Consider the following 22,834-nt stretch of genomic DNA (forward strand, 5'->3'; position numbering starts at 1 on the left):
CCCCGCTCACTAAGATGAGCGCAACAAAGAATAATGCGGGAGAGCGGCGCCATGAAGTTCGGCATCTTCTACGAGCTGCAACTGCCGCGGCCATGGGTCGCCGGGGACGAGCTGAAGCTCTATCAGAACGCGCTCTCGCAGATGGAACTCGCCGACAAGCTCGGCTACGACCATGCCTGGGTCGTCGAGCATCACTTCCTCGAGGAATATTCGCACTCGCCGTCACCGGAATCGTTCCTGGCGGCGGCGAGCCAGCGCACGCAAAAGATCCGGCTCGGCCACGGCATCCTCCAGCTCACCACCAATCACCCGGCGCGCGTCGCCGAGCGTGTCGCGGTGCTCGACCTGCTCTCCAACGGCCGCTGCGAATTCGGCATGGGCGAGAGCGCCTCGATCACCGAGCTGGAGCCATTCGGCCGCGACATGGAGACCAAGAAGGAGGTGTTCGAGGAGGCCGTAGCCGCGATCTTCCCGATGTTCAGGGACGCGGGAAGCGAGCATCACGGCAAATATTTCGACATCCCCTTGCGCAACGTGGTGCCGAAGCCGGTGCAGAAGCCGCATCCGCCGCTGTGGATGGCCTGCTCGCAGCTTCCGACCATCGAGCGCGCCGGCCGTCACGGCTTCGGCGCGCTCGGCTTCCAGTTCGTCAGCGCCGACGCCGCCCATGCCTGGGTGCACGCCTATTACAACGCCATGACCAAGCGGCTGCACAAGCTTGCGGACTACGAGATCAACCCGAACATGGCGCTGGTGTCGTTCTTCATGTGCGCGAAGACCGACGAGGAGGCGCGCGCCCGCGCCGACGGCGCCACCTTCTTCCAGTTCGCGCTGCGCTTCTATGGCGCCGCGCAGAACCGCCAGCGGCCCGCGCCCTACACCGTCAATATGTGGGACGAGTACAACAAGTGGAAGCGCGACAATCCCGAGGCCCAGGAGGCGGCGCTGCGCGGCGGCCTGATCGGCTCGCCGGAGACGATCCGCAAGAAGCTCAGGCGCTTCCAGAGCTCGCATATCGACCAGGTCATCCTGCTCAACCAGGCCGGCAAGAACAGCCACGAGCACATCTGCGAATCGCTCGAATTGTTCGGCCGGGAGGTGATGCCGGAGTTCCAGAACGATCCCGCCCAGGCCGCCTGGAAGAGGAGCGTCATGAGCGGCGAAATCAAGCTGGAAGAGATCGACACCCAGGCCTTCACCGACCGTTACGGCAAGCTCGCCGTCAACGTCGCCCCGGCGAGAGCGGCGGCCGCCGGATAGGGGGGCACGTTTGACGTCGGCCATGCCCTTATTGGCGGGGCGGGGCCTCCGCATGGGGCCAATCGCCCACTCCTGCGCTGTCGCAACCTTTGCTGGTCGATCATCTCATCGAAATCCTTAGGATGCAAAGAACCGTTAACCGTATGATGGGTTCAAGATCCTGTTTGCGCGGGAGGATATGCCGGTTGGGACCGCAATAGTCCGTGCTTGATCTCGCTCAAGGGCTCTGTTTGGATATTTTCGTTCGCCAATTCGAATTTCGGGTCATCGTAGTGAAGCTGAGAAATGGATACCGTTGCTCATGACGGCTCGTTCACCGGAAAGCATCGCGACCGTCCACCGCGCTGGCGTCGGCAATCGGTTGCTGGCGGCGTTGCCGCCGGCGGATCTCGGCTTGCTCACGCCCCACTTCCAGAAGGTCTCGTTCGAACCCGATACCGTCCTGGTGCGGTCGGGCGATGAGCTCGACCCGGTTTTCTTTCCCCATAGCGGTGCAATCGCCTTCATGCTCGACATGCCGGACGGGCAAACGGTTGCAACCACGTTGATCGGACGGGAAGGCGCCTTGGCCTCGTTCTCTGCGCTCGGCCCGTCGCTGTCATCGGTGACCGCGGTTGCTCGTGTGGCCGGCACGGCATCGCAGATCTCCGCCGCCAGGTTTCGGGCCGCCTATGCGCGAAGCGAGGCCATCAGGAATGTCGTGCAGGTCCACGTCCGCGCGTTGCTGTTGCAGCTCCAGCACGTTGCGGCCTGCAACGCGCTGCACCTGGTGGATGGCCGCATGGCGCGGTGGCTCCTGCAGCTCCACGACCGCGTTCCCAGTGATCTCCTCCCGGTGACGCAGGAGGCGCTCGCGCAGTTGCTCGGGGTGCGGCGGACGACGGCGACGCTGACGATGAGCAAGCTGCGCGCGGCCGGCGCCGTCCCGTCCGACCGGCGCGGGTTTGTAGAGATCGACCGGGCGCGGCTCGAGCGCGTTGCATGCGATTGTTATGCGCTGATGCAGGACAAGATCGATCGGATGTATTGTCAGGAATTGGCGGCGCCGCAGCCTGCCCTTGCGCCATTCCCGGAGACAACCGCGGCAGTCAAGGCGCAGATGAGGTCCGCTGCGCCCCGTCAATGAGGACACGCTCTGGACGGTTCGGCGTCTACCGCGCCGGAGCGAGCTTGCGCCGTCGCGCCGCGATCTCATGCGGGCTCCCCGCCCTGCTCGATCATGAACGGTGGGCTGCAACTGGGCCAGATCCCGTGCCGATTTACGCGCAATCCGCGCCTTTCTGCGGTTCCTTGTGACCGGATGTAATCAGCCCTTCGCGCCAGAGCCCCTCAGGGTGTCCCACGCGGCCCGACTTGCTTGATCGAACGACTTGCGGGACTCTGCCAACGCCGCGCTTAGCACGGACCAGGACTCGCTGCCCGCCTGCTTCAGCTTCTGGAGACGTGCTTCCGCTTGGGACGCGTCAGACTTCAGCTGCTTGAGCGCGGCATCGAGATCGGTGGTCCGCGCTCCGGCCACTTTGCCGGCCGCCTCACGGAATCGATTCGCGGCCTCGTGCCACGCCTTGCCCTGCGCCGCTGCGATGTCTTTGAACGTGGCCTGCTGCTGCTCGATCTGCTTGCCGGCGCTCTCAAAATAGGTCTTCATCTGCGCTTCGAAGCCGATCCAGTGCTCTTCGAGATCGGGTTTGGTGCGCGCCCAGGCTGCTTCGCCGGCTTCCGCTTGCGTCTTGACGTGCGCCTGAAATTCATCCCGCCTCTTTTTAAGATCGGCGATGAGCTGCTCTGCCTTCACCTTGGACTCCGCCTTGGCCTCCGTCGCCTTCACCTCAAACGAAGCCAATGCGGCATCCATCTCGTCGATTCGCTCCTTGGCCGAATTGAGGTAAAAATGCATGCTGCTGTGCTCTGACATGACCTATCTCCATTGATTAGCGCATGCGCTGGCGATCATCACATGGCTTCATCGTTCTCGACTTTGAACCTGCGTCAAGCGACTCGTTGCGTCTGCGTCCGAAGCGACGTCATCTCAAGCAGCGACATGAGGAAGGAGCATTGACGTTCCAGATGAAGCTGATTTCTTGCCTATCGCGTCCTTGAGACTGCGGGACGGGTTATCCAACTTGGACGCCGCGTAGAACTCGAGTGGCTCTGCCACCTTGGCATGAGGCGGCAATACGTCCTCGTTGAACGCGTGCTCGCACTTGCGCAGAGCGACGGACATTTTCCGGTCTCCGCCAAGATCAAGTGGCCTGCCATTTCTCATACCATGCTGTAGAGTGCGTCCGCGCACGCCGATATGCTGGACGGCCAGGCCGCTGGATTCGTCGATGTCACCGTCGATTGCGTCTGATGCCATGTCGTGCACTTTCCGTGTTGCGCGCGCGGATCGCCTCACTGTGGGGACAGCCATGAGGCGACCGCCGCGGGCCTACGCCGCCGTCCAGCCGCCATCGATCGCGAGATTGGCGCCGGTGATCTGTGCGGCCTCGTTACTGCACAGAAAAAGTGCGAGCGAAGCCACCTGTTCGACAGTGACAAATTCCTTGGTGGGTTGGGCCGCGAGCAGCACGTCGCTGATGACCTCATCTCTTCTCATCTTGCGTGCATTCATCGTGTTCGGGATCTGCTTTTCCACCAGCGGGGTCCAAACATACCCGGGGCTGATGCAGTTGCAGGTGATCTTCGAACGCGCAAGCTCCAGCGCGACGGTCTTGGTCAGGCCGGCGATCCCGTGCTTGGCTGCGACGTAGGCTGACTTGAACGGCGAAGCTACACGCGAATGCGCCGAAGCCGTCGTGATGATCCGGCCCCAGCCACGCTTCTTCATGCCCGGCACAGCCGCACGGATTGCATGGAATGCGGCGGATAGATTGATGGCGATGACCGCATCCCATTTCTCGAGCGGAAACTCTTCGATTGGAGAGACGTGCTGGACGCCGGCATTGTTGACGAGGATATCCACGGCCCCGAACGTCGCTTCACCCAGCGCGATCAGCCCGGCGATTTCGCTTGGCTTCGCCATGTCCGCGGGCGAATAGATCGCCTTGACGGCGAACTCGCTTTCGATTGCCAAGCGCTCCTTCTCGACATCGGCCGCCTCGCCCATTCCGTTTAGCACGATGTTTGCGCCGGCACCTGCGAAGGCACGCGCACATGCGAGGCCGATGCCGCTCGTCGAGCCGGTCACGATCGCAGTTTTGCCCTTAATAACCATCTCAGTCACTTTGCTCCGTGTGTTGCGCCAGCTGGCGAAGCCTCGCGGTTCAGGCGCGAGTTGGTTTTGTGGATTTCCGATCAGGTGACCAGACTTCGTTCTGAAGCCCGGAACGGACGCCGCGCTGGCTCTTGCAGATAGTCATGGGCCACTCTGCCCAGTCCCAGCGTGAGGTCTGCACGGATGTGAAGCGCCGAGACGATCTCCAGAACGGGCAGATCAGCGACCGGCGCCAAGGCGTGCGGTGTCAGGGAGAGAGCCGCGGGTCCGGTCCAGGCGCCCTTCAACGCGATCTGCTCGAGGCGATATTCAACGAGCTCGCAGATGCGCGGGCTGCCATCGACATGCGGGATGATCTTGAGCAGAAAATTCGGCTCCTCGAGCGCGGCCTTGATCTGGCCAAGATCGGCTTCGCGGTGCTTGTAGCCCATCGTGCCCGTCGCCACCCGCAAAGGCCCGTAGTCGAGCGTACCGATCAGCGTGTCGATCTCGGTCCGCAATGTCGGCTGGCCGAGCTTTTTCGGAAAGCCCCAGAGCTCGCGTCCGCCGGCAATCGGTCCTTCGTCGTTGAGGAACATGCAGTGGTTGTAGCCGCCCGTGTGGCCACGGAACGAGACCGGAATGACCTGGCCGCTTTCCGTGTAGTCGCCGAAGCCATTCGAATCTGGCATGCGGATGAATTCATACTTGACGAGCGGGTTGCGGTCATCGAGTTCCAGCGGTTCGGGCACCACAGCGCGCAGCCTTGCCGGGTCGGTGCGATAGGTGATGATCAGGTACTCGCGATCCACAAACCGGTAAGGGCCCGGCGGATAGGCCGGGCTGGTGAGCGGCATCGCAAAGGCGCGCTTGCGCACTTCGTTCTCACGCATGGGGTTCTCCGTGCATCAAATCAGCGCTCTATTCACGGCCATCGTGCTCTAGATCGAATGTGAAAACTCCGTCCGGGGTGACCGGGCGTGCGAGCACCTCGGGATGACGCAAGGTGCGAAGCGCATCGTGGTAGCCGGCGCGCCAATGGTCTTGCATCGAAAGGCGGGAGAACTCGTAGTCCTTGGAGTGGCCTTCGTGGTTGCGCGCTCGATAGATCAGGTGAACGATGTTGTAGACGTTGGGAGACACCGCGGTGTTCAGGAGCTTCACATCCTCGTGCTCCCTGAGTTCTTCGGGAATCCGGTCCAGGAGCGTCGTGAGCGCACGTCGCAGGCGCTGCACGTGCTTGAACTGGTCGGTGCTCGCGCGCGTGCGACTGGAATATTGAATTTCCTTCTGACGCGTGACGACCTCGGGCAGATTGCCCGGAAGCTGCCCCTTCGCGCTCCAGAGATCGACCTGAAACGCCAACATGTCCTGCGGCACACCCCCATCGATCACCCATTGCAGCGGCGTATTGGAGACAAGGCCGCCGTCCCAGTAATGCTCGCCCTCGATCTCCACGGCGGGAAAGCCCGGTGGCAGCGCGCCGCTTGCCATGATGTGCTCTGGGCGAATCGTGTGGGTGCTGTTGTCGAAATAGACGAAATTGCCCGTTCTCACGTTGACTGCTCCTGCACTGAACCGCGTCATCCCCGCGTTGATGCGATCGAAGTCAATCAGGCGCTCCAGCGTGCTCTTCAACGCGACGGTGTCGTAGAAGCTGGTTGCTTCGGTCGTGCCGCCGGCGTGGAGCCATGGCAGGAGGGGGCGCGCGGAGAAGAACCCGTTTGCGCCGCATGCCGCGGCAAGGCCCGCGCTCATCTGGTTGAGGATATTGCGCGCATTCTCGTTGCGCGCATCGAGAAATGGGTTTCCGGCCCAGTCCCAAGGTGCAGTCGAAGTTACCCGCGTCCAGAAATCGCGCAGCCGATCAACACGCGACTCGGCCGGGTTGCCCGCGATGATCGCGGCATTGATCGCGCCGATGGAAATGCCGGCAACCCAATCGGGGTGGATGCCAGCTTCCGCCAGCGCCTCGTACACCCCCGCCTGGTAGGCGCCGAGAGCGCCGCCGCCTTGCAACAGCAGGGCTATGCAATCGAATGGCAGCCGCCGTTGGGTGGCCGGTAGGTGTGATCGGGGCTGGAAATTCATGACTGGTCTTGCTCTCGGGTGTGGGATGATCGAGCCGGCGTTGCGGAAGCCGCGATGACCGTTCGCTAAAACAAACTATACGGTATAGTGTATATATTGCGCGTTAATGCGCAACTCACGAGATCGTGCTTCAGTGGCGCGCTGTCACGTTCGTGGCTAGCGCTGAGTTGACCGCTGTCCGACCTTGGGCGGCTCGAGCATCACTTCCTTCAGGTGATCGCTGGTCGCGATGACGACCACGAAGTTGAGCTTGCCATCCTGTTTCATCAACCCGCCAGCGAGCGCCTGTCCGTCCGCCGCGCTTTCCGCGACCCGCACCGCGTCCGACAACTCCTGCTTGATCCACTTCAGGGCTATGATGTTGGCGAGATCCGCGCGATCGAGCTCCTTGAGCGATGACGCGATCTCCGTTTGCGATACCCTTCCGGTGTTCGCATCTATGACATTCTCAAAGACCCGCTCGTTCTTGATCGTGCGCACGCGGTAGACCGGCGGACCGGATATCTCGAAGCTGATGTCTGCGGTCCTCGACCCATCGTGCAGACCCTCCGCAATCGCCATGGCCTGTCCGATCGGGACCTTCGTGGTGTGAAACTGCTCCAACACGCGGCGAATGGCCGCCTCCTCGACGTTGCCCTGCGCGGTCGCGCTTTGCTGTTCGGCGTCGGTAGGGACCTGCGTGACGCCGGCCAGAGCACCGGTGCCGGCGAGGGCCGCGGAACAAACGATGAGGGCAAACAGCTGCTTCTTTGGCATCGCGCATAATCCTGTGGTGTTCTTCATGATCGGTGGTCTAGTTCGGCACGAAGGCGTACCGGCTGATCTGGAAGCCCGGATGCCGAGCAGATCGCCACAACTTTCGAGGCCGCGCCGGAGCGAGCTTGTGCCGTCGCGCCGCGATCCGATGCGGGCTCCCGCGCCCTGCTGGGTCATGAACGGCGGGCTGTAGCTGGGCCAGGCTCTCGCGAACGCGTAGATCGGCCGCCGCCGGGCTGCCGTCATCGTCGCGCACAAACGGCGCCGCCGACTTCAGTTTCGGGCAACTGCGGTGGAGCCTGGGCGATATCGTGCTCGGCGGGCGCGGGACGCAGTCCGAACCCGTTGGTGTCGATGACGGCCGCTTCGGGGCCCCTCCGCTCCGAGTGAATCCGGATCGGCGGCAACGCAGAATGCTGCTCCGTGAGCCGGCTCGGCGAAGGTGCGGGCAACACCCAGTCGGCCGCCAGAAGCAGCAGGAGCAGCGCCCCTCCAGCGGAGAGAAAATACGCCCGCAGGGGCATCTCGGGCTCGACGGCGGCGCTCGCACGTCGCGACAGGACAGACTTCCTGCTCACGGCCTGTTCCCAGACATGAAATGATTCCGTCTCGTTTTCAGAAGCTCGTGGGCCGCGGGTGCCGGCACGCGCGTTCGGCGTCGAGATAGCCGCGCTCGTCGAGCCATTCGATCGGGCAGTAGGCCATCGCCTTCGGGTCGATCACGTGCCCGTCGCGCTTGAGGGCCGCTCGCGTGCCGGTGCGTCCGCTCCAGACCGAAGAGCCGGTGGCCGGCTCCACGTCCATGACGTCGAACACTTCGATGAAGTTGAGCATGTCGAACGTCCAGGATGCTCACGCGGCGGGCGGGGAAGGGGGCTCGACGCCTTCAAGCGCGACGCCTCTGCGGACGAGTTCGGATTCGATCGCGTCGAAGATGGACTCGACCGGCGCGAGCCACACCGTGACCCAGCAGATGATGCAATCGCGAGCAAGCAACAGCCCTGACGTCATGCGCGGCCCCTCCGGCTGGCCGCATGCCGCACCGGCGCGGGTTCGCCGACGGCGAGCGCGTGCACCCAGGCGAGCACCGAAATGGTGAGACCCAGCAGCAGGCTCACGCCCACGAGCGACACGGCCACCATCAGATTGAGCGAGGCGACGGCAATCCCGGGCCAGGGATTTTCCCGCACGAGCGCCAGGAACAGGCTTGACATCTTCGGTCTCCTAAATAAACTACACCGTATATTTCATATACAGCGCGGATCGCGGGATGTGTCAAGAGCCGGGACTCACAAGCCCGTGTTCGTCCTGGCCGGGCGAGGGGACTTCGGAGTGAGGCCGAGGTTTCCTTTGAAAGCGGATGCCTCAACTTGAGAAAGGATTCGATATGTTCAAGAACCGGTTGGTGCTCGCACTCCTGGTGCTCGTTGCGTCGGGCGCCGCTGCGTTCGCGCAGGAGGACCGCGGCACGGCTGAGCAGAGAGCGGCGTGCACGTCTGACGCGTTTCGCCTGTGCGCCGGCTACATCCCCGATCCCACCAATGTGGAAGCCTGTCTCAGGCAAAGAAAGTCGGACCTGAGCGAAGCCTGCAGAGCCGTGTTCGACCATGCAGCCGCTGCGGCTTCGGTCAGGACCGTCGGGTCGCACCGATAGCGCGGCGCAAGGAATGAGGAACGATCGTATGAATACGATATATGCGCCTGCTTTCGCCGCGTTCGGAGGCTCGGCCTTCGGAGCGATTTCCACGATCGTGACGGGATGGATGTCCCGGCGCCGCAGACTCCGCGAGCGCCATCAGGCGCACGCGGTGTCGAAGCGCGAGAAGCTCTATCGCAGCTTCATTGAGGAGGCGTCCCGACTTTACGCGGACGCGCTCACCAGCGACAAATCCGAGATCCCGGCATTGGTGAACTTGTATGCGCTTATCGGGCGCATGCGGATTCTGTCCGAGGATGAGGTGGTCCATGCCGCAGAGCGGGCTGGCCGGCTGATCATCGAGACCTACCTTGCACCGAACACCCCGTTCGTCGACCTGCCGGGCTTCCTGGAGGAGATGGATCCGTTGCGTGAATTCGGCGAAGCCTGCCGGCGTGAGATGCACGCGATTCCGTTGCGTTGAGGCCGAGCATGCTGAAGGCGCAGACGACCCGCCAGGCTGGATTGTCCTGCACGCGTGAACGAATCGTGCAGGCTGCAATCTGCTTGTACCGGGAGATCGGGTACCGGAAAACCACGGTTGCCGACGTCGCTCGCGACGCTTCAATGTCCCCCGCAAATCTCTACCGGTTCTATCCCTCCCGCCGGGCGCTCGAGGAGGCCGTCGTGACGGAGCTGCTCGACGAGGTGTCGGCGGCGGCCGCAAGTGCAGCGCGAAGCGGCCGCTCGGGCCTGGAGCGCCTGAATGCAACGTTTGGCGCGATCTCCCGGCTGCATGAAGATCGGCTGGCAAACGATGTCCGCTTGCACGAACTGGTGGTGGCCGCAGGACAGGCGAACTGGCTGGCCAGCCTGTCTCATGCGGATCGGCTTCGTGGTGTGGTGCGCTCGATCATCGCGTCGGGGCAGGTGAGCGGGGAGTTCCGCGGCGGGAGCCCGATGGCGCTCGCCTGCTGCCTGCTGGACGCGATGGATGCTTACCTCAACCCCTCCCGTGTCAAGGCGACCGCCCTTCGGCCAACGTTCGACGAGATGATGCGCTTTTGCGCGGGGGCGCTTGGCAACCCAGCGTTCGCTGGCCCGGCGTCCCATCAACTCATCGACGTTCAGGCCAGTATGCGCTACAAATCCGCCTGCTAAACCCGACGCTCGATTGGCTCACGGTGTCCAGTCTGCCTCACAGGCCGCAAGGAAGAAGCCGACGCGTTCGCGCATGAAGGACGGCAGCTCCCGTCTCAGCTCCTTCGGTGTTTCCCCGACCAGCGACCGAAACAGCATCGGCAGCAGGATCAGATCCAGGAAGATCTGAGCGGTGGCAAGGCTTCGCTTGCCGCTGAAGGGCCCCTTTGGAGCGCGCGCCAGCTTCTGCGTCGCTTCATTCAAGAGTTGGGAAACGGCGTTGACGGAGCGATCGCGCGCGGCGTCGTGGACGTTGCGGCTCAACTCGGGAAAACGCTGCGCTTCAGCGATCGTGGCGCGAACCATGCCCAACGATTCCTCGATGAGCTTTTCCACGATGGTGGTGCCGAGGTTCGAGAGCTTGTCATGAAGGGTGCGGCCCTCGGCCTCGACGCCTTCGAAATCCGTCAGCCTGCTGATGGTGCGGGCCACCACCGCCGCGAACAGTGCCTCCTTGCCGGGGAAGTGCGCGTAGATGGTCGGCTTGCTCGCCGGCGCCAGCTCGGAGATGTCGTCGATGCTGGCGCTACGATAGCCCTTCTCGAGAAAAAGCTGCTGGGCTGCGTCAAGGATCCGGACCTGGACGTCGCCGGCAAGGTCTTTGGTCGGTCTGCCCCGTTTCGGGGTGCTCTTCTTGGTCATCCGTCGATCCTCCAGTCACGAGTCTGTGCGCGCGCAGATCGCACTTGACATGGCGGGCCGGAAAAGGCAACAAAAAGAAAATATACGGTATAGTTTATTTAATCGCCGCGACGTCCATCAGGACCCGCGGCGGCACCTCCCGGACAGTCGAAGCCGCAAACCTGTGTGCATTGGCCTTGCGACCGTCCGGTCGACCTCAGGAGAGAGCGAATATGTCGTGCCCCGACCCGGACCGCCCACAACACGGCATCCTGCTGCGCGAGTTGCATCACAGGGTCGATAAGGGGATCGCCTCGGCGATCGATCTGGTCTCGGCGGCGGTCATCCGCGCCGACGGAGCGGAAGCAAAGGCCGCCCTGAGTGACGTCGTGGAGCTGCTGCACGGACATGCCGAGCTGCATCGGGCGCTGGCCATGCCGGAGGGCGATGTCCTCAACGATGCCGCGACTTACATTCGCCGACTGGGCTACGCCATGCGCCAATCCTTTCTGGATCGAATGGGGATCCGGCTGACGCTCACCACCGAGTCTCTCCCGCTTCAGCCCGAGCGGTGCGGACGGCTTGGCCTGATCGTCCACGACCTCATCGTCAACGCAGCGAAGCATGCGTATTTCGACGCGCGCTCCGGCGAGATCAAGGTCAAGCTGTCGCGCATCGGCTCGGTCGCGAACTGCGTGGTGCTGGACAACGGCTCGCGGCCGGCGCGGGCCTTGGGCCGGGAGTTCGAGATCAGCAATGACCTTGCGAAAGGGCTCGGCGGACGGATCGAGCACGGCTTCGCTGCCGAGTTCACATCCGTCGTGGTCGCGTTTCACCTGAGCGAGCGGGAGCGGCAGGCAAGCTGGTCGATGGCGGCGCGCCGCATGAGGCGGCCGCGCCGGCTGAAGACCAACGCGTCCGTGACGCCCGGCTCGGGCGCCGGCCTCCCGGATCAGATCGAGCGTCCGGCCGCGATGCGCGCGGATCCAGATTCACTGCGAGCGCGCCCGAACGAACGGGCCACGCTGACCACGGGCCCGGACGTCCTGGGCAATCTACTGTCACCCTCTCACCGTACGGACGCGCTATGAACCCGCGTTATTCGAACCTCTCCAAAATCGGTCGAACCGAGCGCTTGCTGAGGCCTCTCGGTGGCCTGGCCCTCGCACTTGTTGCTGCCGCGCTTGGCGGCTGCGACGATCACGCTGCCAGTCCTTCCGCGCGCGCCGCTGTCGTGCGCACGGAAATCGTGCAGCCGAGAGATCGGCAATCCTCGCTTACCCTGACCGGTGAGGTGCAGGCCCGCTTTCGGGCGGATCTGTCGTTCCGCGTCAGCGGGCGCGTCCTCGCGCGCTATGTCGATGTCGGGACCCACGTGAAGGCCGGCGAAGTGCTGGCCATTCTCGACCCGGCCGAGCAGGAGGCCGATGTCGATGCCGCCACCGCCGCCGTTCTCGCCGCAGAATCCCAGCTGCGTGTGGCAAAGGCGACTTTCGATCGGCAGAAGGCGCTGATCGCAAGCGGCTTCACCACGCGCACGGCCTACGACCAGGCGCAGGAAGGGTTGCGAACCACGGAAGGTGCGCTTGAAGCGGCAAGAGCGCAGCTCGGAACCGCGAAGGACGTGCTCGGCTATACCGCGCTGCGAGCCGAAGCCGACGGCGTCGTCACCGCACGCAGTGTGGAAACCGGTCAGGTCGTACAGGCTGCCCAACCGGTATTTTCACTGGCGCAGGACGGGGACCGGGACGTCGTCTTTGACGTCTATGAGTCCATTTTCCTCGGTGCTGCCGACCGAAGCAGCGTTTCGTTGGCGTTGATCTCGGATGCGACCGTGACGGCAGGCGGTCAGGTCCGGGAGGTCTCGCCGGCGGTCGACGCGAGGAGCGCGACCATTCGGGTCAAGGTGGCGATCAAGGACCCGCCTGCCGCAATGACGCTTGGAAGTGCCGTCGCGGGAACTGTGAGAGTGAAGACCGAGCCGCAGATCGCATTGCCCTGGCGCGCATTGATGGCGGCGGGCACCAGCCCTGCGGTCTGGACCGTCGATCCGGCAACACGGACCGCCTCGCTGAAGCCGGTGACGGTCGGTGGCTACGAGGCCGGAGAAGTATTGATCAAGGCAGGTCTGGATCCGGGCGAGCGCGTCGTCGTCGACGGCGGCAAGCTTTTGAGCGTGGGCCAGCCCGTGACCTATGAAGGAGACCCCTCATGACGGGCCGCGCAACGATCGTGGCGGGCACGCTTGCATGCGCGCTCGCGCTTGCCGGATGCCAGCAGGAGACGAAGGCACCCGAGGCCGTGCGGCCCGTCCAGTCGCTGCTTCTCGCAGCGGACCACGCGGACGATGCCGTTGCGGTGGGCGTTATCGAGCCGCGCTACAAGACCAATCTCGGCTTCCGTGTGCTGGGACGTCTGATCACGCGTCCCGTCTACGTCGGTGACCTCGTGACTGAAGGACAGGCGGTGGGCACGATTGACTCGACCGCCCTTGAGCTCGCCGTTCGCGCGGCCAAAGGCCAGCTTGCCAAGGCCGAGGCGCAGTTCGCGACCGCTCGCGCGACGGAGGAACGGCAGCGAACGCTCATCACCACCGATGCAACCACGAAGCAGATGCTCGATAACGCCGAGCAGGCGCGTGCCGGCGCCGAAGCGACGGTTGCGCGCGAACAGGCCAATCTGACCAAGGCGGTCGAGCAGCTCGGCTATTCGCAGATCAAGGCCGACTTCGCCGGTGTGGTCACCGCAGTCGGTGCGGACGTCGGCCAGGTGGTGTCCCCCGGCCAAAGCGTGGTGACGATCGCAAGGCCCGATATCCGCGAAGCGGTCGTCGATATCGGACCGGACTATCCGCTGCCGCTGGAGGTCGGTCTGCCGTTCACGGTCAGCCTGCAGCTCCTGCCGGCGGTTCAAGTGGAAGGCACGGTTCGCGAGATTGCGCCGCAGGCCGATCCGGCAACGCGCCTGCGGCGGGTCCGCATTGCGCTCGGCAATCCGCCTGACAGCTTCCGGCTCGGCGCGACTGTCACGGCAAAGCTCGGCAGGCAGCAAGGCCCGGTTCTCCGGCTGCCTGCGTCGGCGCTGCTCGCCAAGGATGGCGCCAATTTCGTCTGGATCGTCAATCAGCCCGCCAGCACGGTGTCGCTGCAAAAGATCGATGTGGCGGCTGGCCAAACCGGGGCGCGCGTCACCGGTGGACTTGCTGCTGGCGCACGCGTCGTCACCGCCGGGGTCCACAGTCTCAAGCAAGGACAGCACGTCCGTATCGAACAGGATCAGCAGCCATGAAGTCGTTCAACCTCTCCGACTGGGCGCTCGGTCATCGCTCGCTCGTCTGGTATTTCATGATCGCCTTCATGGCGGCGGGACTTTTTGCCTATCTCCAGCTGGGACGGCAGGAAGACCCCGACTTCACCATCAAGACCATGGTCGTCCAGGCGCAGTGGCCGGGTGCGTCACCTGAGGAGATGACGCGCCAGATCACCGACCGGATCGAGAAGAAGCTCGAGGAGCTGGAATCGCTCGATTACACCAAGAGTGTGACGGTTGCGGGTCAGACCACCGTCTTCGTCTATCTGCGCGACAGCACCAAGGCTGCCGACGTGAAGCCGACCTGGATTCGTGTTCGCAACATGATCGCGGATATCAAGGGCGACTTCCCGCAAGGGGTGATCGGGCCCGGCTTCAACGATCGCTTCGGCGACGTGTTCGGCAACATCTATGCCTTCACCAGCGACGGCCTGAGCCAACGTCAGCTGCGCGATCATGTGGAGGACATCCGTGCCAAGGTCCTGACCGTGCCCGACGTCGGCAAGGTGGACATCCTGGGCGCACAGGACGAGGTGATCTATCTCGAATTCTCCACCCGCAAGATCGCGGCCCTTGGCCTCGACGTTCACGCGATCATGAGCTCCTTGCAGGGCCAGAATGCGGTTGCCCCATCCGGCGTATTCCAGGAGGGGCCCGAGCGGATCAGCGTACGCGTGAACGGCCAGTTCACGTCGGAGGCAAGTCTGAAGGCAGTCAATCTGCGCATCAACGATCGCTTCTTTCCCCTGACCGACGTTGCAACCATCACGCGCGGTTATGCCGATCCGGCCAGGACCCTGTTCAGGTACAACGGCGAGCCGGCGATCGCGCTTGCCATCGGCATGAAATCCGGTGCGAATCTGCTGCACTTCGGCGAGGCGCTGCAGGAGGAGATGTCGAGAATTACCGCCGACTTGCCGGTCGGCGTCGGCGTTCACCTCGTCGCCGATCAGCCCGTCGTTGTCGAGCATGCCGTGTCTGGCTTCACCGAGGCGCTGTTCGAGGCCGTGATCATCGTTCTCGGCATCAGCTTTCTCAGCCTGGGCATGCGCGCCGGCCTTGTCGTCGCGATCGCGATTCCGCTGGTTCTCGCCATCACCTTCGTCGTGATGGCCTATGCCGGCATTTCGTTGCAGCGAATTTCGCTTGGCGCCCTGATCATCGCGCTCGGCCTGCTGGTCGATGACGCCATGATTGCCGTCGAGATGATGGTCGCGCGGCTCGAGGTCGGCGATCCCCTGGAAAAGGCGGCGACGCACGTCTACACCTCGACCGCCTTTCCCATGCTGACCGGAACGCTGGTGACCGTGGCCGGCTTCATTCCGATCGGGCTCAATAGCAGCAATGCGGGCGAGTTCACCTTCACGCTGTTCGTGGTCATCGCCGTCTCCCTGATCGTCTCGTGGATCGTGGCGGTGCTGTTCACGCCGTTGCTCGGCGTCACCATCCTGCCCGCCAGGATGAAGGGCCATCACGAGCAGAAGGGGCGCGTAGCGCAGTTGTTCACGCGTCTCCTGCTCGTCTGCATGCATCGCCGCTGGACGACGATCGGTGTTACGGTTGCGGCCTTTCTGCTGGCGCTGTTCGGCATGAATTTCGTGCAGCAGCAGTTCTTCCCGTCGTCGGATCGCGCCGAGCTCGTGATCGACTGGAATCTGCCGCAGAACGCGTCCATTGCCGATACCAACTCGCAGATGGCCCGCTTCGAGCGCGAACAGCTCCAGGGCAGCAATTCGGTCGACCACTGGTCGTCCTATGTCGGCACCGGCTCGCCGCGCTTCGTCCTGTCCTTCGACGTGCAGACCGCCAACACCTGGTTCGGCCAGATGGTGGTCGTGACCAGGGGCGGCATCAAGGCGCGCGACCAAGTCAAGGCGCAGTTCGAGGATTACCTGAAGAAGACGTTCCCCGGCACCGATACCTACGTCAAGCTGCTCGAGGTCGGCCCCCCGGTGGGGCGTCCCGTGCAGTTTCGCTTGAGCGGGCCCGACATCGCGAAGGTGCGAGACCTCGCGCAGAAGCTCGCCGGCATCGTGCGGAGCAGCCCCGATCTCGGCAATGTCGTGTTCGACTGGATGGAGCCGGCCCGCGTCGTCAAGGTGGACGTTCTCCAGGACAAGGCGCGGCAGCTCGGCGTCACCTCGGAGGACATTGCCTCCACCTTGAACTCCGTGCTCGAGGGCACGCCGATTACCCAGGTGCGCGACAGCATCTATCTCGTCAGTGTCACGGGACGTGCGACGGCGGCTGAACGTGCCTCCATCGACACCCTGCGCGACCTGCAATTGACCGCGCTCGGCGGCCAGGCCGTGCCGCTCGGTGCGGTGGCCAATTTGCGTTACGAGCTCGAGCAGCCGACGATCTGGCGGCGCGCGCGGATCCCGACCATCACGTTGAAGGCCGGCATCGTGGGCAACGCGCAGCCAAAGACCGTCGTGGATCAGCTCGCGCCGAAAGTCGCGGAGTTCACCAAGACGCTGCCGGCCGGCTATTCGGTGCACATCGGCGGGTCCGTCGAGGAGAGCGCCAAGAGCCAGGCGCCGATCGTTGCCGTCGTTCCGCTCATGCTGTTCGTCATGGCCACGGTGCTGATGATCCAGCTGCAGAGCTTCCATCGCCTGTTTCTGGTGTTCGCGGTCGCGCCGCTGGCCGTCATCGGTGTCGTCATGGCGCTGCTGCCGAGCGGTGCTCCGCTCGGCTTCGTCGCCATCCTCGGCGTGCTCGCCCTGATCGGCATCCTCGTCCGAAATTCGGTGATCCTGATCGTGCAGATCGAGGATCTCAGGAAGGAGGGGCGGCCGGCCTGGGACGCGGTGGTGGAAGCGACCGAGCATCGTATGCGGCCAATTCTGCTGACGGCGGCCGCGGCAAGCCTCGCGCTGATTCCGATCGCGCGCGAGATTTTCTGGGGGCCGATGGCCTACGCGATGATGGGCGGCATCATCGTCGGCACGCTGCTGACGCTGCTGTTCCTGCCGGCGCTGTATGTGGCCTGGTTCCGCATTCACCCCGATCACAACGATAACTCATCCATGCACGAGCCCGCAGCGCCTGCGCACGACATTTCGCCGGAGCCGGTCCCCGCGGCCACGCCGGTGCCGGTTCTCGAACCACAGATTTAACAAGGGAAAGTACAATGCTTCGCAACACAGGTCTGATGCTGTCCATCGGTGCGGCACTTGTAACGGTGACGTTGACGTCAAATCCGGCGTCCGCGCAATTCCCGCCGCCGCCGCCCATGGCGGGGCCTCCGCCGATAGCAGCCGGAGGTCCTCCGGCCTTCGCGGCTCGTCCGCCGATCGGACCTGGCGGTGTGCCGCATGCCGGCCTCGGCGGCCCGGCGCCCCGCCTCGGTGCTGGAGCTGCACCGCGCGGGGCTCTCGCTGGAAGCGGGCGCGGCAGCCCGGCGGTGGCGAACGCCGCTCGCGCCACATCCGTCACCTACAACCGCTTCGGAGGCTACGGCCGCTACGGTGGAGCCCGGTACGGCTATCGCGCCGCGTATGCGGCCAGCGCTTACGCCGGAGCCGCTGCCGGCTACGCCTATGGCGGCTCGCGCTATTCCTCTGACAGTGACTGCTACTACGTTTACAGACGTTACCGGCGCGTGATGGTGTGCGAATAGACCGCACACCGACCGCTACGGCGAGCTCGCCATCAACGCCGCCCCGGCGAAGGCGGCGGCGGGGTAGGGCGTGTACTCCCCTAGATCAATCCCTTGTTGCACGCGTTTTTTGCCGCCGAGTTTCCGCCAGCGTAATGGCGCCGCTAGCCACCAGGACAATGACGATGACCGTGGCAAGCGCCTCCACCGAGGCTAGGGTGTCGTACCAGCTGTTCCAAAGCTCAAGCATGAGCTGGCCTCTATCTGAGCGGGCGTCCACCAGCGATAAAATGCGCTCTGTCGAAAGGACGTGCCTTCGCGCACAGGGACAATGCTACGTTTCGCCGCGCGCGCTTTGATCGCGCGGCAACATGACCTATGCCCGGCGCCCGAATATCGAGCGAACGTAGGTTCCGGTCGCCGTACACAGAGATCGCCCGCGGCTATGTCGAAGATGTTGGCCGACTGTGAAGTAGCTTACATACCGTGTTCTTGGCCCGGGCTAACGTGGCGGAAGCTTCTTGCTTTGAAGGAGGCATCCAATGCTCGCAGCAATCAAATGGAACTCCCGATACAACGCGCGCGAATGGGGGATGATGGTTGGGGCGCTCGCCGTCCAACTCCATGCACTGAATGCAAATCGACGGAAGGGCGAAAGCAAGCCGAGGCGGCCGCCCTGGAAATACTTCGACGATACCCATCATTGGGACACAGCCGCGGAGGAATGGGTCCCCAACAATGATCGGTGATCAGGCTTCAAGATCCCTTTCGCTGATGGACCTGGTCGAGCGGTGCGGTCACGTACAAGCAGCTGGATCGGGATGTGCGTCGGGACTTCCCGAAGAGTGACGCAGCAGCGCGTCGCCGACGGGGCGTAGCGCTACGGCGCCGGGCCGGGACCCGGAGGCGGCATGGTAACGGCCAGCTTCCGGCACGCCGCCCTTGCTGATATTCTCCGCCAGAAGACGTTTGGCGGAGGATAACGATGCGGCCCCACGGGATGGCCTCGAATATAGCGGCTGGCGATGTCACGCCCGCGGTGCTCGCCATCGGACGGCCGGATTTTCCGATCGTGCTGATCGATACGCTGCGCCGGCAGGCCGATGTCGGCCATTGCATGGTGTTTGCGCTGAGCCGGGCCGGCGCTGCCCGCTGCCTGCTCGATGCCGGCAACATCCCGATCGGCGGCGATCTCGGCGCGGCCTATGCCGGGCAGTTCCACGAGTCCGATCCCAATCGCGATGCGCTGTTCGAAGGCGAGGGCGGCGCGTCGATCGTGCTTCCGACTTTCGCCCCGCGCATGTACGGCGCGCGCTACCGGAAAATCTTCTTCAACGATTCCGGCATCGTCGACAAATGCGCGACCGCGATCTGGGTCGAGGACACCTGCTTCTACGTCAATTTCTATCGCATCGCCACGCAGGGCCGCTTCAGCGACGCCCAGCGCGAACGCCTCCAGGCGATCGCACCTGCGATCGGGGCGAGCGTCGCGCGCCATTTTCAGCGGAGCGCAACGCCCGATCAGTCTCTCGCCGCGCTGTTCGCCACGCACGCGCCGCTCGCCGATCTCACGCCGCGCGAGCGGGAGGTTTGCCGGCGCATCCTCGAAGGCTTCAGCTCCGAGGCGATCTCGCAGGCGCTCGGCATCAGCCTGCATTCGACGCTGACCTACCGCAAGCGCGCCTATGAGCGGCTGGGTATCTCCTCGCAGAATGAATTGTTTTCGATCGTGCTGCGCCTGCTCGCGGGGCCGAGCGGCCTGAACTAAGGGGTACTCTCAGGTCCGCTAACTCGAAATGGGTAGTTTCCTCAATGAACCCGATTTGCGATGATGCAGGGCAATTGCGGTGGCCGCCGCGGTTGTAGGGGGGCGGCCTTGGTTTCTATCAGGGTCAGCGACGGGCCGCTTAGCTCCGATAGGTTTGTGCGACTTTAGATCCTCGAGCTGTAGCTCCAATTCGCAGTTCTAGGAGGCCGCAATGGCAAATGTCTATTCAGTTCTGTCAATGTCCTTAGTTGCTACCGTTCTCATGGCTGGCAATGTCCAGGCCCAAAGCATTCTTCCGGAAGGCTCCGTCTTCGTTATATTCACCGCCACGCCCATTCCAGCCCCCAGGCCGATGCCGATCGGCATCGGCAGAGAGTTTGCCCTCGTGAACCAAACGCGCGCCATCTCTTCGTCCGTCGGCACTGCAGTGATCAATCCGGTCTGAGCGCATCTGCATTGTCGCACCGATCGGACGTAGGGGTGTCGATCAACCGCTTGGTGAACGGGAAAGTAGCGATCTTCGATCTTTATCAGGGAGATCAAAAGGTCAGCCATGATGGACAATCCAACTGCCTGGTCCAGGCGTCGACGATGTCCGATCCACGATCGCTAACGCCGGAGATGAATTTCCGCCAAGGCACCAGATATGCCGGCGTCCTGGTCGCGATTGGAGTGATCTATTTCGTCCTGGCAAAAGGCGGCCTCGCTCTCGCCTCTGTTCATCCCAGTGCAACGCCAATTTGGCCACCGACGGGTCTCGCGCTGGCGGCGGTGCTGTTGTGGGGATATCGGACCTGGCCCGCAATTTTCATTGCAGCGGTGATCGCCAATGCGACCACCGCCGGCTCTGTTACCACCGCAATTGCGATTGCTTCCGGCAACACTCTTGAGGCCGTCGTTGGCGCTTATCTGGTCAATCGATGGTCGCGCGGACGTCATACGTTCTCGAGACCAAATTCCGTCGCGAAGTTTGCTCTGATCTGCATCGTGATCGCGACGCCGATCAGCGCCAGCATTGGACTGACCAGCCTGGCGACCGCCGGGTACATCGATCGGACCAATTTCGCGAACGCCTGGGTCACATGGTGGCTGGGAGATGTGACCGGCGCGCTGGTCATTGCCCCCGTTGTCGTGCTTTGGGCATCAAGCTACGACCATGCTTTCAACCGCAATGATTGTTTGGAGACGGTCGGCGTCCTCGCAACAGCGGCGGCTGTTGGACTCATTGCTTTCAGTCCCCTGATCGAGCAAACGCCGAGCAGAGATCCACTGGGTTTTCTCGCGATTCTGCCAATGTTGTGGGCAGCACTGCGCCGCGGTCCACGTGACACCGCAACGGTTGCGCTGGTGCTTGCCGGCATCACGGTTTGGGGGACGCTCACGGGCGGCGGCCCCTTCACGACCACGGACCTCAACGTTTCATTCCTGCTGGTGTTGATGTTCCTGATCAGCATTACGGTTCCGAGCTTGTTACTGAGCGCCGACGTCGAGGTCCGCAAGAGGGGGGAGAAACGTCTGCGCCGTGCGCAGGTCGAACTCGAACGGAAGGTCGCAGAGCGTACGCAGGAGCTTGAGCTCGCCAATGCAGCAAAATCGCGCTTCCTGGCCATGGCAAGCCACGATTTGCGGCAGCCATTGCATGCACTGAGCTTGTTCATTGCCCAGCTGCGCATGCCGCTCAGATCGGGGGAACGGACAAGGACGATCGAGCTGATCGATGCAACGCGCAAGGAAATGGATGAAATGCTCAATTCGCTGCTGGATATGTCCAAGCTGGATGCCGGAATCCTTATACCCACAATTACTGAATTCCCGATCGCGCGCCTGTTGCAAAAAATTGAGACGACGTTTGATCAGGCAACGCGAGAAACAGGCTTGCGTCTACGCGTCAGGCGAAGTGACGCCTGGGTGCGGAGCGATGCCATGCTCCTCGAACGCATACTGCTCAATTTGGTATCCAACGCTGTGCGCTATACGTTGCGGGGTGGGATCATTGTCGGCTGTCGCCGGCGCGGTCAAATGTTGCGCATCGAAGTATGGGATAGTGGTCCCGGCATTCCCGAGGATCAGAAGCAGAATATCTTTGGCGAGTTCTTTCAACTGGCCGCCCGAGACCGGAACCGGTACGGCAGCATGGGGCTTGGCTTGGCTATTGTCGACAGGCTTCGCCTGCTTCTCAACCATCCAATCGACTTAGCTTCGACCGTGGGCCGAGGTTCGCGATTCGCGATCCTGGTTCCGATGGCCGATGAATGCGATACATCCGCCGAGCCCGTCGACTCTCCCCACCCCGCGGCCTTTGCAGTCGAAGGCAAGCTCGTTCTTGTTATTGCCGATGCTCCGATTGTCCAGCAGGGAACGGGCGGATTGCTTGGCAGATGGGGATACACCGTCCTTACCACCGGATCCGACGAAGCGGCACTTATCCGACTTGCGGAGCGCCAACAACGCCCCGATCTCATCATCTCGGATTATCATCTTGCGAATGGAAAGACCGGGATCCGAGCCATTGAAAAAATCAATGCGGCGTTCGGTTCATCCATTCCAGCTATTCTCATCAGCGGCGATACGGCACCCGAACCGGCACGTGAGGTCAAGGATAGAGGATACATTTTGCTGCACAAGCCTGTCGACCCGATGCGGCTCCGCGCTGTCATGCACGAGCTCTTGATGGATCACGGCGATGGGAGGGATACCCGGGCGGCTTCATGACTCGGATTTCGGCGACGATTCCCAGCCCATTTTTCCCACTTTGATGACTGCCTCGGTGCGGCTCGTTACGCTGAGCGCCTTGAGAACGACCGTGATGTGATTTTTCACTGTCGGCACTGCCATGTTGAGCGTCTTGGCAATGATCTTGTTGCTTTTTCCCTTCATCAGAAGCGCAAGCACTTCGATCTGCCGATCGGTCAATCCGAGGCCCCTGAGAAAGTCGGGCGTCGTCGGTTTATTTGCAAGCCGCCGAGACGGTGCTTCCTCCAGAATTTCAGAGGGAATGTAAATACCGCCAGAGAACACCAACTCAATTGCGTTGAGCATGACCTCTCGTTCGGTCGTCTTAGGGATGAAACCCAGCGCGCCAAGTTTGAAAGCGCGCTTGACTGTGTCTTGATCATTCGAGGACGAAAGAATGATGATAGCAATGGTCGGATAGCTGTCTCGCAGTTCGCGGAGGACAGAGAAGCCATCTCTGTCAGGCAAATTGATATCAAGCAGGATGAGGCTGATGTCGGGATGTTCCTCGACTATGTCCATTGCCTGACGGCTGCTCGAAGCTTCAAATATGACGGCCTCTCGCTTCAGCTGTCTCAGGACCGCGCACAACGCCTCGCGTATCAATGCATGATCGTCAACAATAAGGACTTTCATGAAAAGCTCTCCGTCATCCCATGG

Annotated in this window: 27 protein-coding genes; 14 read left to right on the forward strand and 13 right to left on the reverse strand. The window is 62.9% G+C overall.

Translation table 11 applies throughout. The annotated features are described in order from the left end of the window. Positions 1–51 precede the first annotated feature (51 nt). Positions 52–1,260 (forward strand): LLM class flavin-dependent oxidoreductase, encoded by a 1,209-nt coding sequence (locus tag AAFG50_RS08895; RefSeq protein ID WP_028173087.1) that lies wholly within the window; start codon positions 52–54, stop codon positions 1,258–1,260. A 301-nt stretch (positions 1,261–1,561) separates the two neighbouring features. Further along, entirely contained in the window at positions 1,562–2,386 is an 825-nt protein-coding gene (locus tag AAFG50_RS08900) for a Crp/Fnr family transcriptional regulator (protein ID WP_028173088.1), read from the forward strand. A gap of 180 nt (positions 2,387–2,566) precedes the next feature. Here the strand turns inward: AAFG50_RS08900 and AAFG50_RS08905 are convergent, their stop codons facing one another. The 10 genes from AAFG50_RS08905 to AAFG50_RS08950 all read right to left on the reverse strand — a co-directional run bounded on the left by AAFG50_RS08905 (position 2,567) and on the right by AAFG50_RS08950 (position 8,517). Next, on the reverse strand, positions 2,567–3,175 hold the full coding sequence (locus AAFG50_RS08905; protein ID WP_028173089.1) for a hypothetical protein: 609 nt from the start codon (positions 3,173–3,175) through the stop codon (positions 2,567–2,569). A gap of 114 nt (positions 3,176–3,289) precedes the next feature. Then, positions 3,290–3,619, reverse strand: a complete 330-nt coding sequence (locus AAFG50_RS08910; RefSeq protein WP_028173090.1) for a hypothetical protein — start codon at positions 3,617–3,619, stop codon at positions 3,290–3,292. A gap of 72 nt (positions 3,620–3,691) precedes the next feature. Continuing rightward, positions 3,692–4,477 carry a 3-hydroxybutyrate dehydrogenase gene (locus AAFG50_RS08915; RefSeq protein WP_039186968.1) on the reverse strand — a complete coding sequence of 262 codons (786 nt, stop codon included), beginning with the start codon at positions 4,475–4,477 and terminating at the stop codon, positions 3,692–3,694. A gap of 80 nt (positions 4,478–4,557) precedes the next feature. Continuing rightward, entirely contained in the window at positions 4,558–5,349 is a 792-nt protein-coding gene (locus AAFG50_RS08920) for an acetoacetate decarboxylase (protein ID WP_028173092.1), read from the reverse strand. 28 nt (positions 5,350–5,377) lie between these two features. After that, positions 5,378–6,547: a DUF3734 domain-containing protein gene (locus AAFG50_RS08925; protein ID WP_028173093.1), complete on the reverse strand. Its 1,170-nt coding sequence runs from the start codon at positions 6,545–6,547 to the stop codon at positions 5,378–5,380. 156 nt (positions 6,548–6,703) lie between these two features. Beyond that, positions 6,704–7,549 carry a PepSY domain-containing protein gene (locus AAFG50_RS08930; RefSeq protein ID WP_231166638.1) on the reverse strand — a complete coding sequence of 282 codons (846 nt, stop codon included), beginning with the start codon at positions 7,547–7,549 and terminating at the stop codon, positions 6,704–6,706. Then, complete coding sequence (locus AAFG50_RS08935) at positions 7,546–7,881, reverse strand: hypothetical protein (RefSeq protein WP_028173095.1); 336 nt, start codon at positions 7,879–7,881, stop codon at positions 7,546–7,548. The genes AAFG50_RS08930 and AAFG50_RS08935 overlap by 4 nt, the downstream gene beginning before the upstream one ends. A gap of 37 nt (positions 7,882–7,918) precedes the next feature. Beyond that, positions 7,919–8,137 carry a hypothetical protein gene (locus AAFG50_RS08940; RefSeq protein ID WP_028173096.1) on the reverse strand — a complete coding sequence of 73 codons (219 nt, stop codon included), beginning with the start codon at positions 8,135–8,137 and terminating at the stop codon, positions 7,919–7,921. An 18-nt stretch (positions 8,138–8,155) separates the two neighbouring features. Further along, the gene (locus AAFG50_RS08945) at positions 8,156–8,314 is read right to left on the reverse strand and encodes a hypothetical protein (protein WP_165448173.1); all 159 of its coding nucleotides are present in this window, start codon (positions 8,312–8,314) and stop codon (positions 8,156–8,158) included. Further along, on the reverse strand, positions 8,311–8,517 hold the full coding sequence (locus AAFG50_RS08950; RefSeq protein ID WP_028173097.1) for a hypothetical protein: 207 nt from the start codon (positions 8,515–8,517) through the stop codon (positions 8,311–8,313). Before AAFG50_RS08950 ends, AAFG50_RS08945 begins: the two co-directional genes overlap by 4 nt. Positions 8,518–8,690: 173 nt before the next feature. Between AAFG50_RS08950 and AAFG50_RS08955 the strand changes: the two genes are divergently transcribed. From AAFG50_RS08955 to AAFG50_RS08965, 3 genes are read left to right on the forward strand one after another with little or no spacing between them, the layout of a single operon-like run. Then, positions 8,691–8,957 (forward strand): hypothetical protein, encoded by a 267-nt coding sequence (locus tag AAFG50_RS08955; RefSeq protein WP_039187265.1) that lies wholly within the window; start codon positions 8,691–8,693, stop codon positions 8,955–8,957. 28 nt (positions 8,958–8,985) lie between these two features. After that, positions 8,986–9,423, forward strand: coding sequence for a hypothetical protein (locus tag AAFG50_RS08960; protein WP_049832451.1), 438 nt, complete (start codon positions 8,986–8,988; stop codon positions 9,421–9,423). 8 nt (positions 9,424–9,431) lie between these two features. Next, positions 9,432–10,100, forward strand: a complete 669-nt coding sequence (locus AAFG50_RS08965) for a TetR/AcrR family transcriptional regulator (RefSeq protein WP_028173098.1) — start codon at positions 9,432–9,434, stop codon at positions 10,098–10,100. Between the two features lie 18 nt (positions 10,101–10,118). Here AAFG50_RS08965 and AAFG50_RS08970 read toward each other — a convergent pair whose 3' ends face one another. After that, a complete protein-coding gene (locus AAFG50_RS08970; RefSeq protein WP_028173099.1) occupies positions 10,119–10,781 on the reverse strand; it encodes a TetR/AcrR family transcriptional regulator in 663 nt (220 codons plus the stop codon). 212 nt (positions 10,782–10,993) lie between these two features. On the opposite strand from AAFG50_RS08970, the gene AAFG50_RS08975 reads away from it, so the two are divergent. The 5 genes from AAFG50_RS08975 to AAFG50_RS08995 are packed head-to-tail and all read left to right on the forward strand — an operon-like array spanning position 10,994 to position 17,694. Continuing rightward, positions 10,994–11,851, forward strand: coding sequence for a sensor histidine kinase (locus tag AAFG50_RS08975; RefSeq protein WP_028173100.1), 858 nt, complete (start codon positions 10,994–10,996; stop codon positions 11,849–11,851). After that, a complete protein-coding gene (locus AAFG50_RS08980) occupies positions 11,848–12,975 on the forward strand; it encodes an efflux RND transporter periplasmic adaptor subunit (protein ID WP_028173101.1) in 1,128 nt (375 codons plus the stop codon). Before AAFG50_RS08975 ends, AAFG50_RS08980 begins: the two co-directional genes overlap by 4 nt. Continuing rightward, positions 12,972–14,048 carry an efflux RND transporter periplasmic adaptor subunit gene (locus AAFG50_RS08985; RefSeq protein ID WP_028173102.1) on the forward strand — a complete coding sequence of 359 codons (1,077 nt, stop codon included), beginning with the start codon at positions 12,972–12,974 and terminating at the stop codon, positions 14,046–14,048. Before AAFG50_RS08980 ends, AAFG50_RS08985 begins: the two co-directional genes overlap by 4 nt. After that, positions 14,045–17,191, forward strand: coding sequence for an efflux RND transporter permease subunit (locus AAFG50_RS08990; RefSeq protein WP_342714164.1), 3,147 nt, complete (start codon positions 14,045–14,047; stop codon positions 17,189–17,191). Before AAFG50_RS08985 ends, AAFG50_RS08990 begins: the two co-directional genes overlap by 4 nt. Positions 17,192–17,205: 14 nt before the next feature. After that, positions 17,206–17,694 carry a hypothetical protein gene (locus tag AAFG50_RS08995; RefSeq protein ID WP_053815152.1) on the forward strand — a complete coding sequence of 163 codons (489 nt, stop codon included), beginning with the start codon at positions 17,206–17,208 and terminating at the stop codon, positions 17,692–17,694. Positions 17,695–17,779: 85 nt separating this feature from the next. On the opposite strand, the gene AAFG50_RS09000 is transcribed toward AAFG50_RS08995, so the two are convergent. Then, a complete protein-coding gene (locus AAFG50_RS09000) occupies positions 17,780–17,923 on the reverse strand; it encodes a hypothetical protein (RefSeq protein WP_156149870.1) in 144 nt (47 codons plus the stop codon). Between the two features lie 292 nt (positions 17,924–18,215). On the opposite strand from AAFG50_RS09000, the gene AAFG50_RS09005 reads away from it, so the two are divergent. From AAFG50_RS09005 to AAFG50_RS09020, 4 genes are all read left to right on the forward strand, one after another. Then, positions 18,216–18,422, forward strand: a complete 207-nt coding sequence (locus AAFG50_RS09005; protein ID WP_131234202.1) for a hypothetical protein — start codon at positions 18,216–18,218, stop codon at positions 18,420–18,422. Positions 18,423–18,658: 236 nt separating this feature from the next. Beyond that, positions 18,659–19,441, forward strand: a complete 783-nt coding sequence (locus tag AAFG50_RS09010; protein ID WP_028173103.1) for a LuxR C-terminal-related transcriptional regulator — start codon at positions 18,659–18,661, stop codon at positions 19,439–19,441. Between the two features lie 211 nt (positions 19,442–19,652). Then, on the forward strand, positions 19,653–19,886 hold the full coding sequence (locus AAFG50_RS09015) for a hypothetical protein (protein WP_039187257.1): 234 nt from the start codon (positions 19,653–19,655) through the stop codon (positions 19,884–19,886). A gap of 35 nt (positions 19,887–19,921) precedes the next feature. Continuing rightward, the gene (locus AAFG50_RS09020) at positions 19,922–22,153 is read left to right on the forward strand and encodes an MASE1 domain-containing protein (protein WP_028173104.1); all 2,232 of its coding nucleotides are present in this window, start codon (positions 19,922–19,924) and stop codon (positions 22,151–22,153) included. On the opposite strand, the gene AAFG50_RS09025 is transcribed toward AAFG50_RS09020, so the two are convergent. After that, positions 22,148–22,810, reverse strand: coding sequence for a response regulator transcription factor (locus AAFG50_RS09025; protein WP_028173105.1), 663 nt, complete (start codon positions 22,808–22,810; stop codon positions 22,148–22,150). The two genes, AAFG50_RS09020 and AAFG50_RS09025, sit on opposite strands and share 6 nt — an antisense overlap. Positions 22,811–22,834 lie beyond the last annotated feature (24 nt).

The organism is Bradyrhizobium sp. B039 (assembly GCF_038965675.1).
In the GTDB taxonomy this organism is placed as follows: Bacteria; Pseudomonadota; Alphaproteobacteria; order Rhizobiales; family Xanthobacteraceae; genus Bradyrhizobium; species Bradyrhizobium diazoefficiens.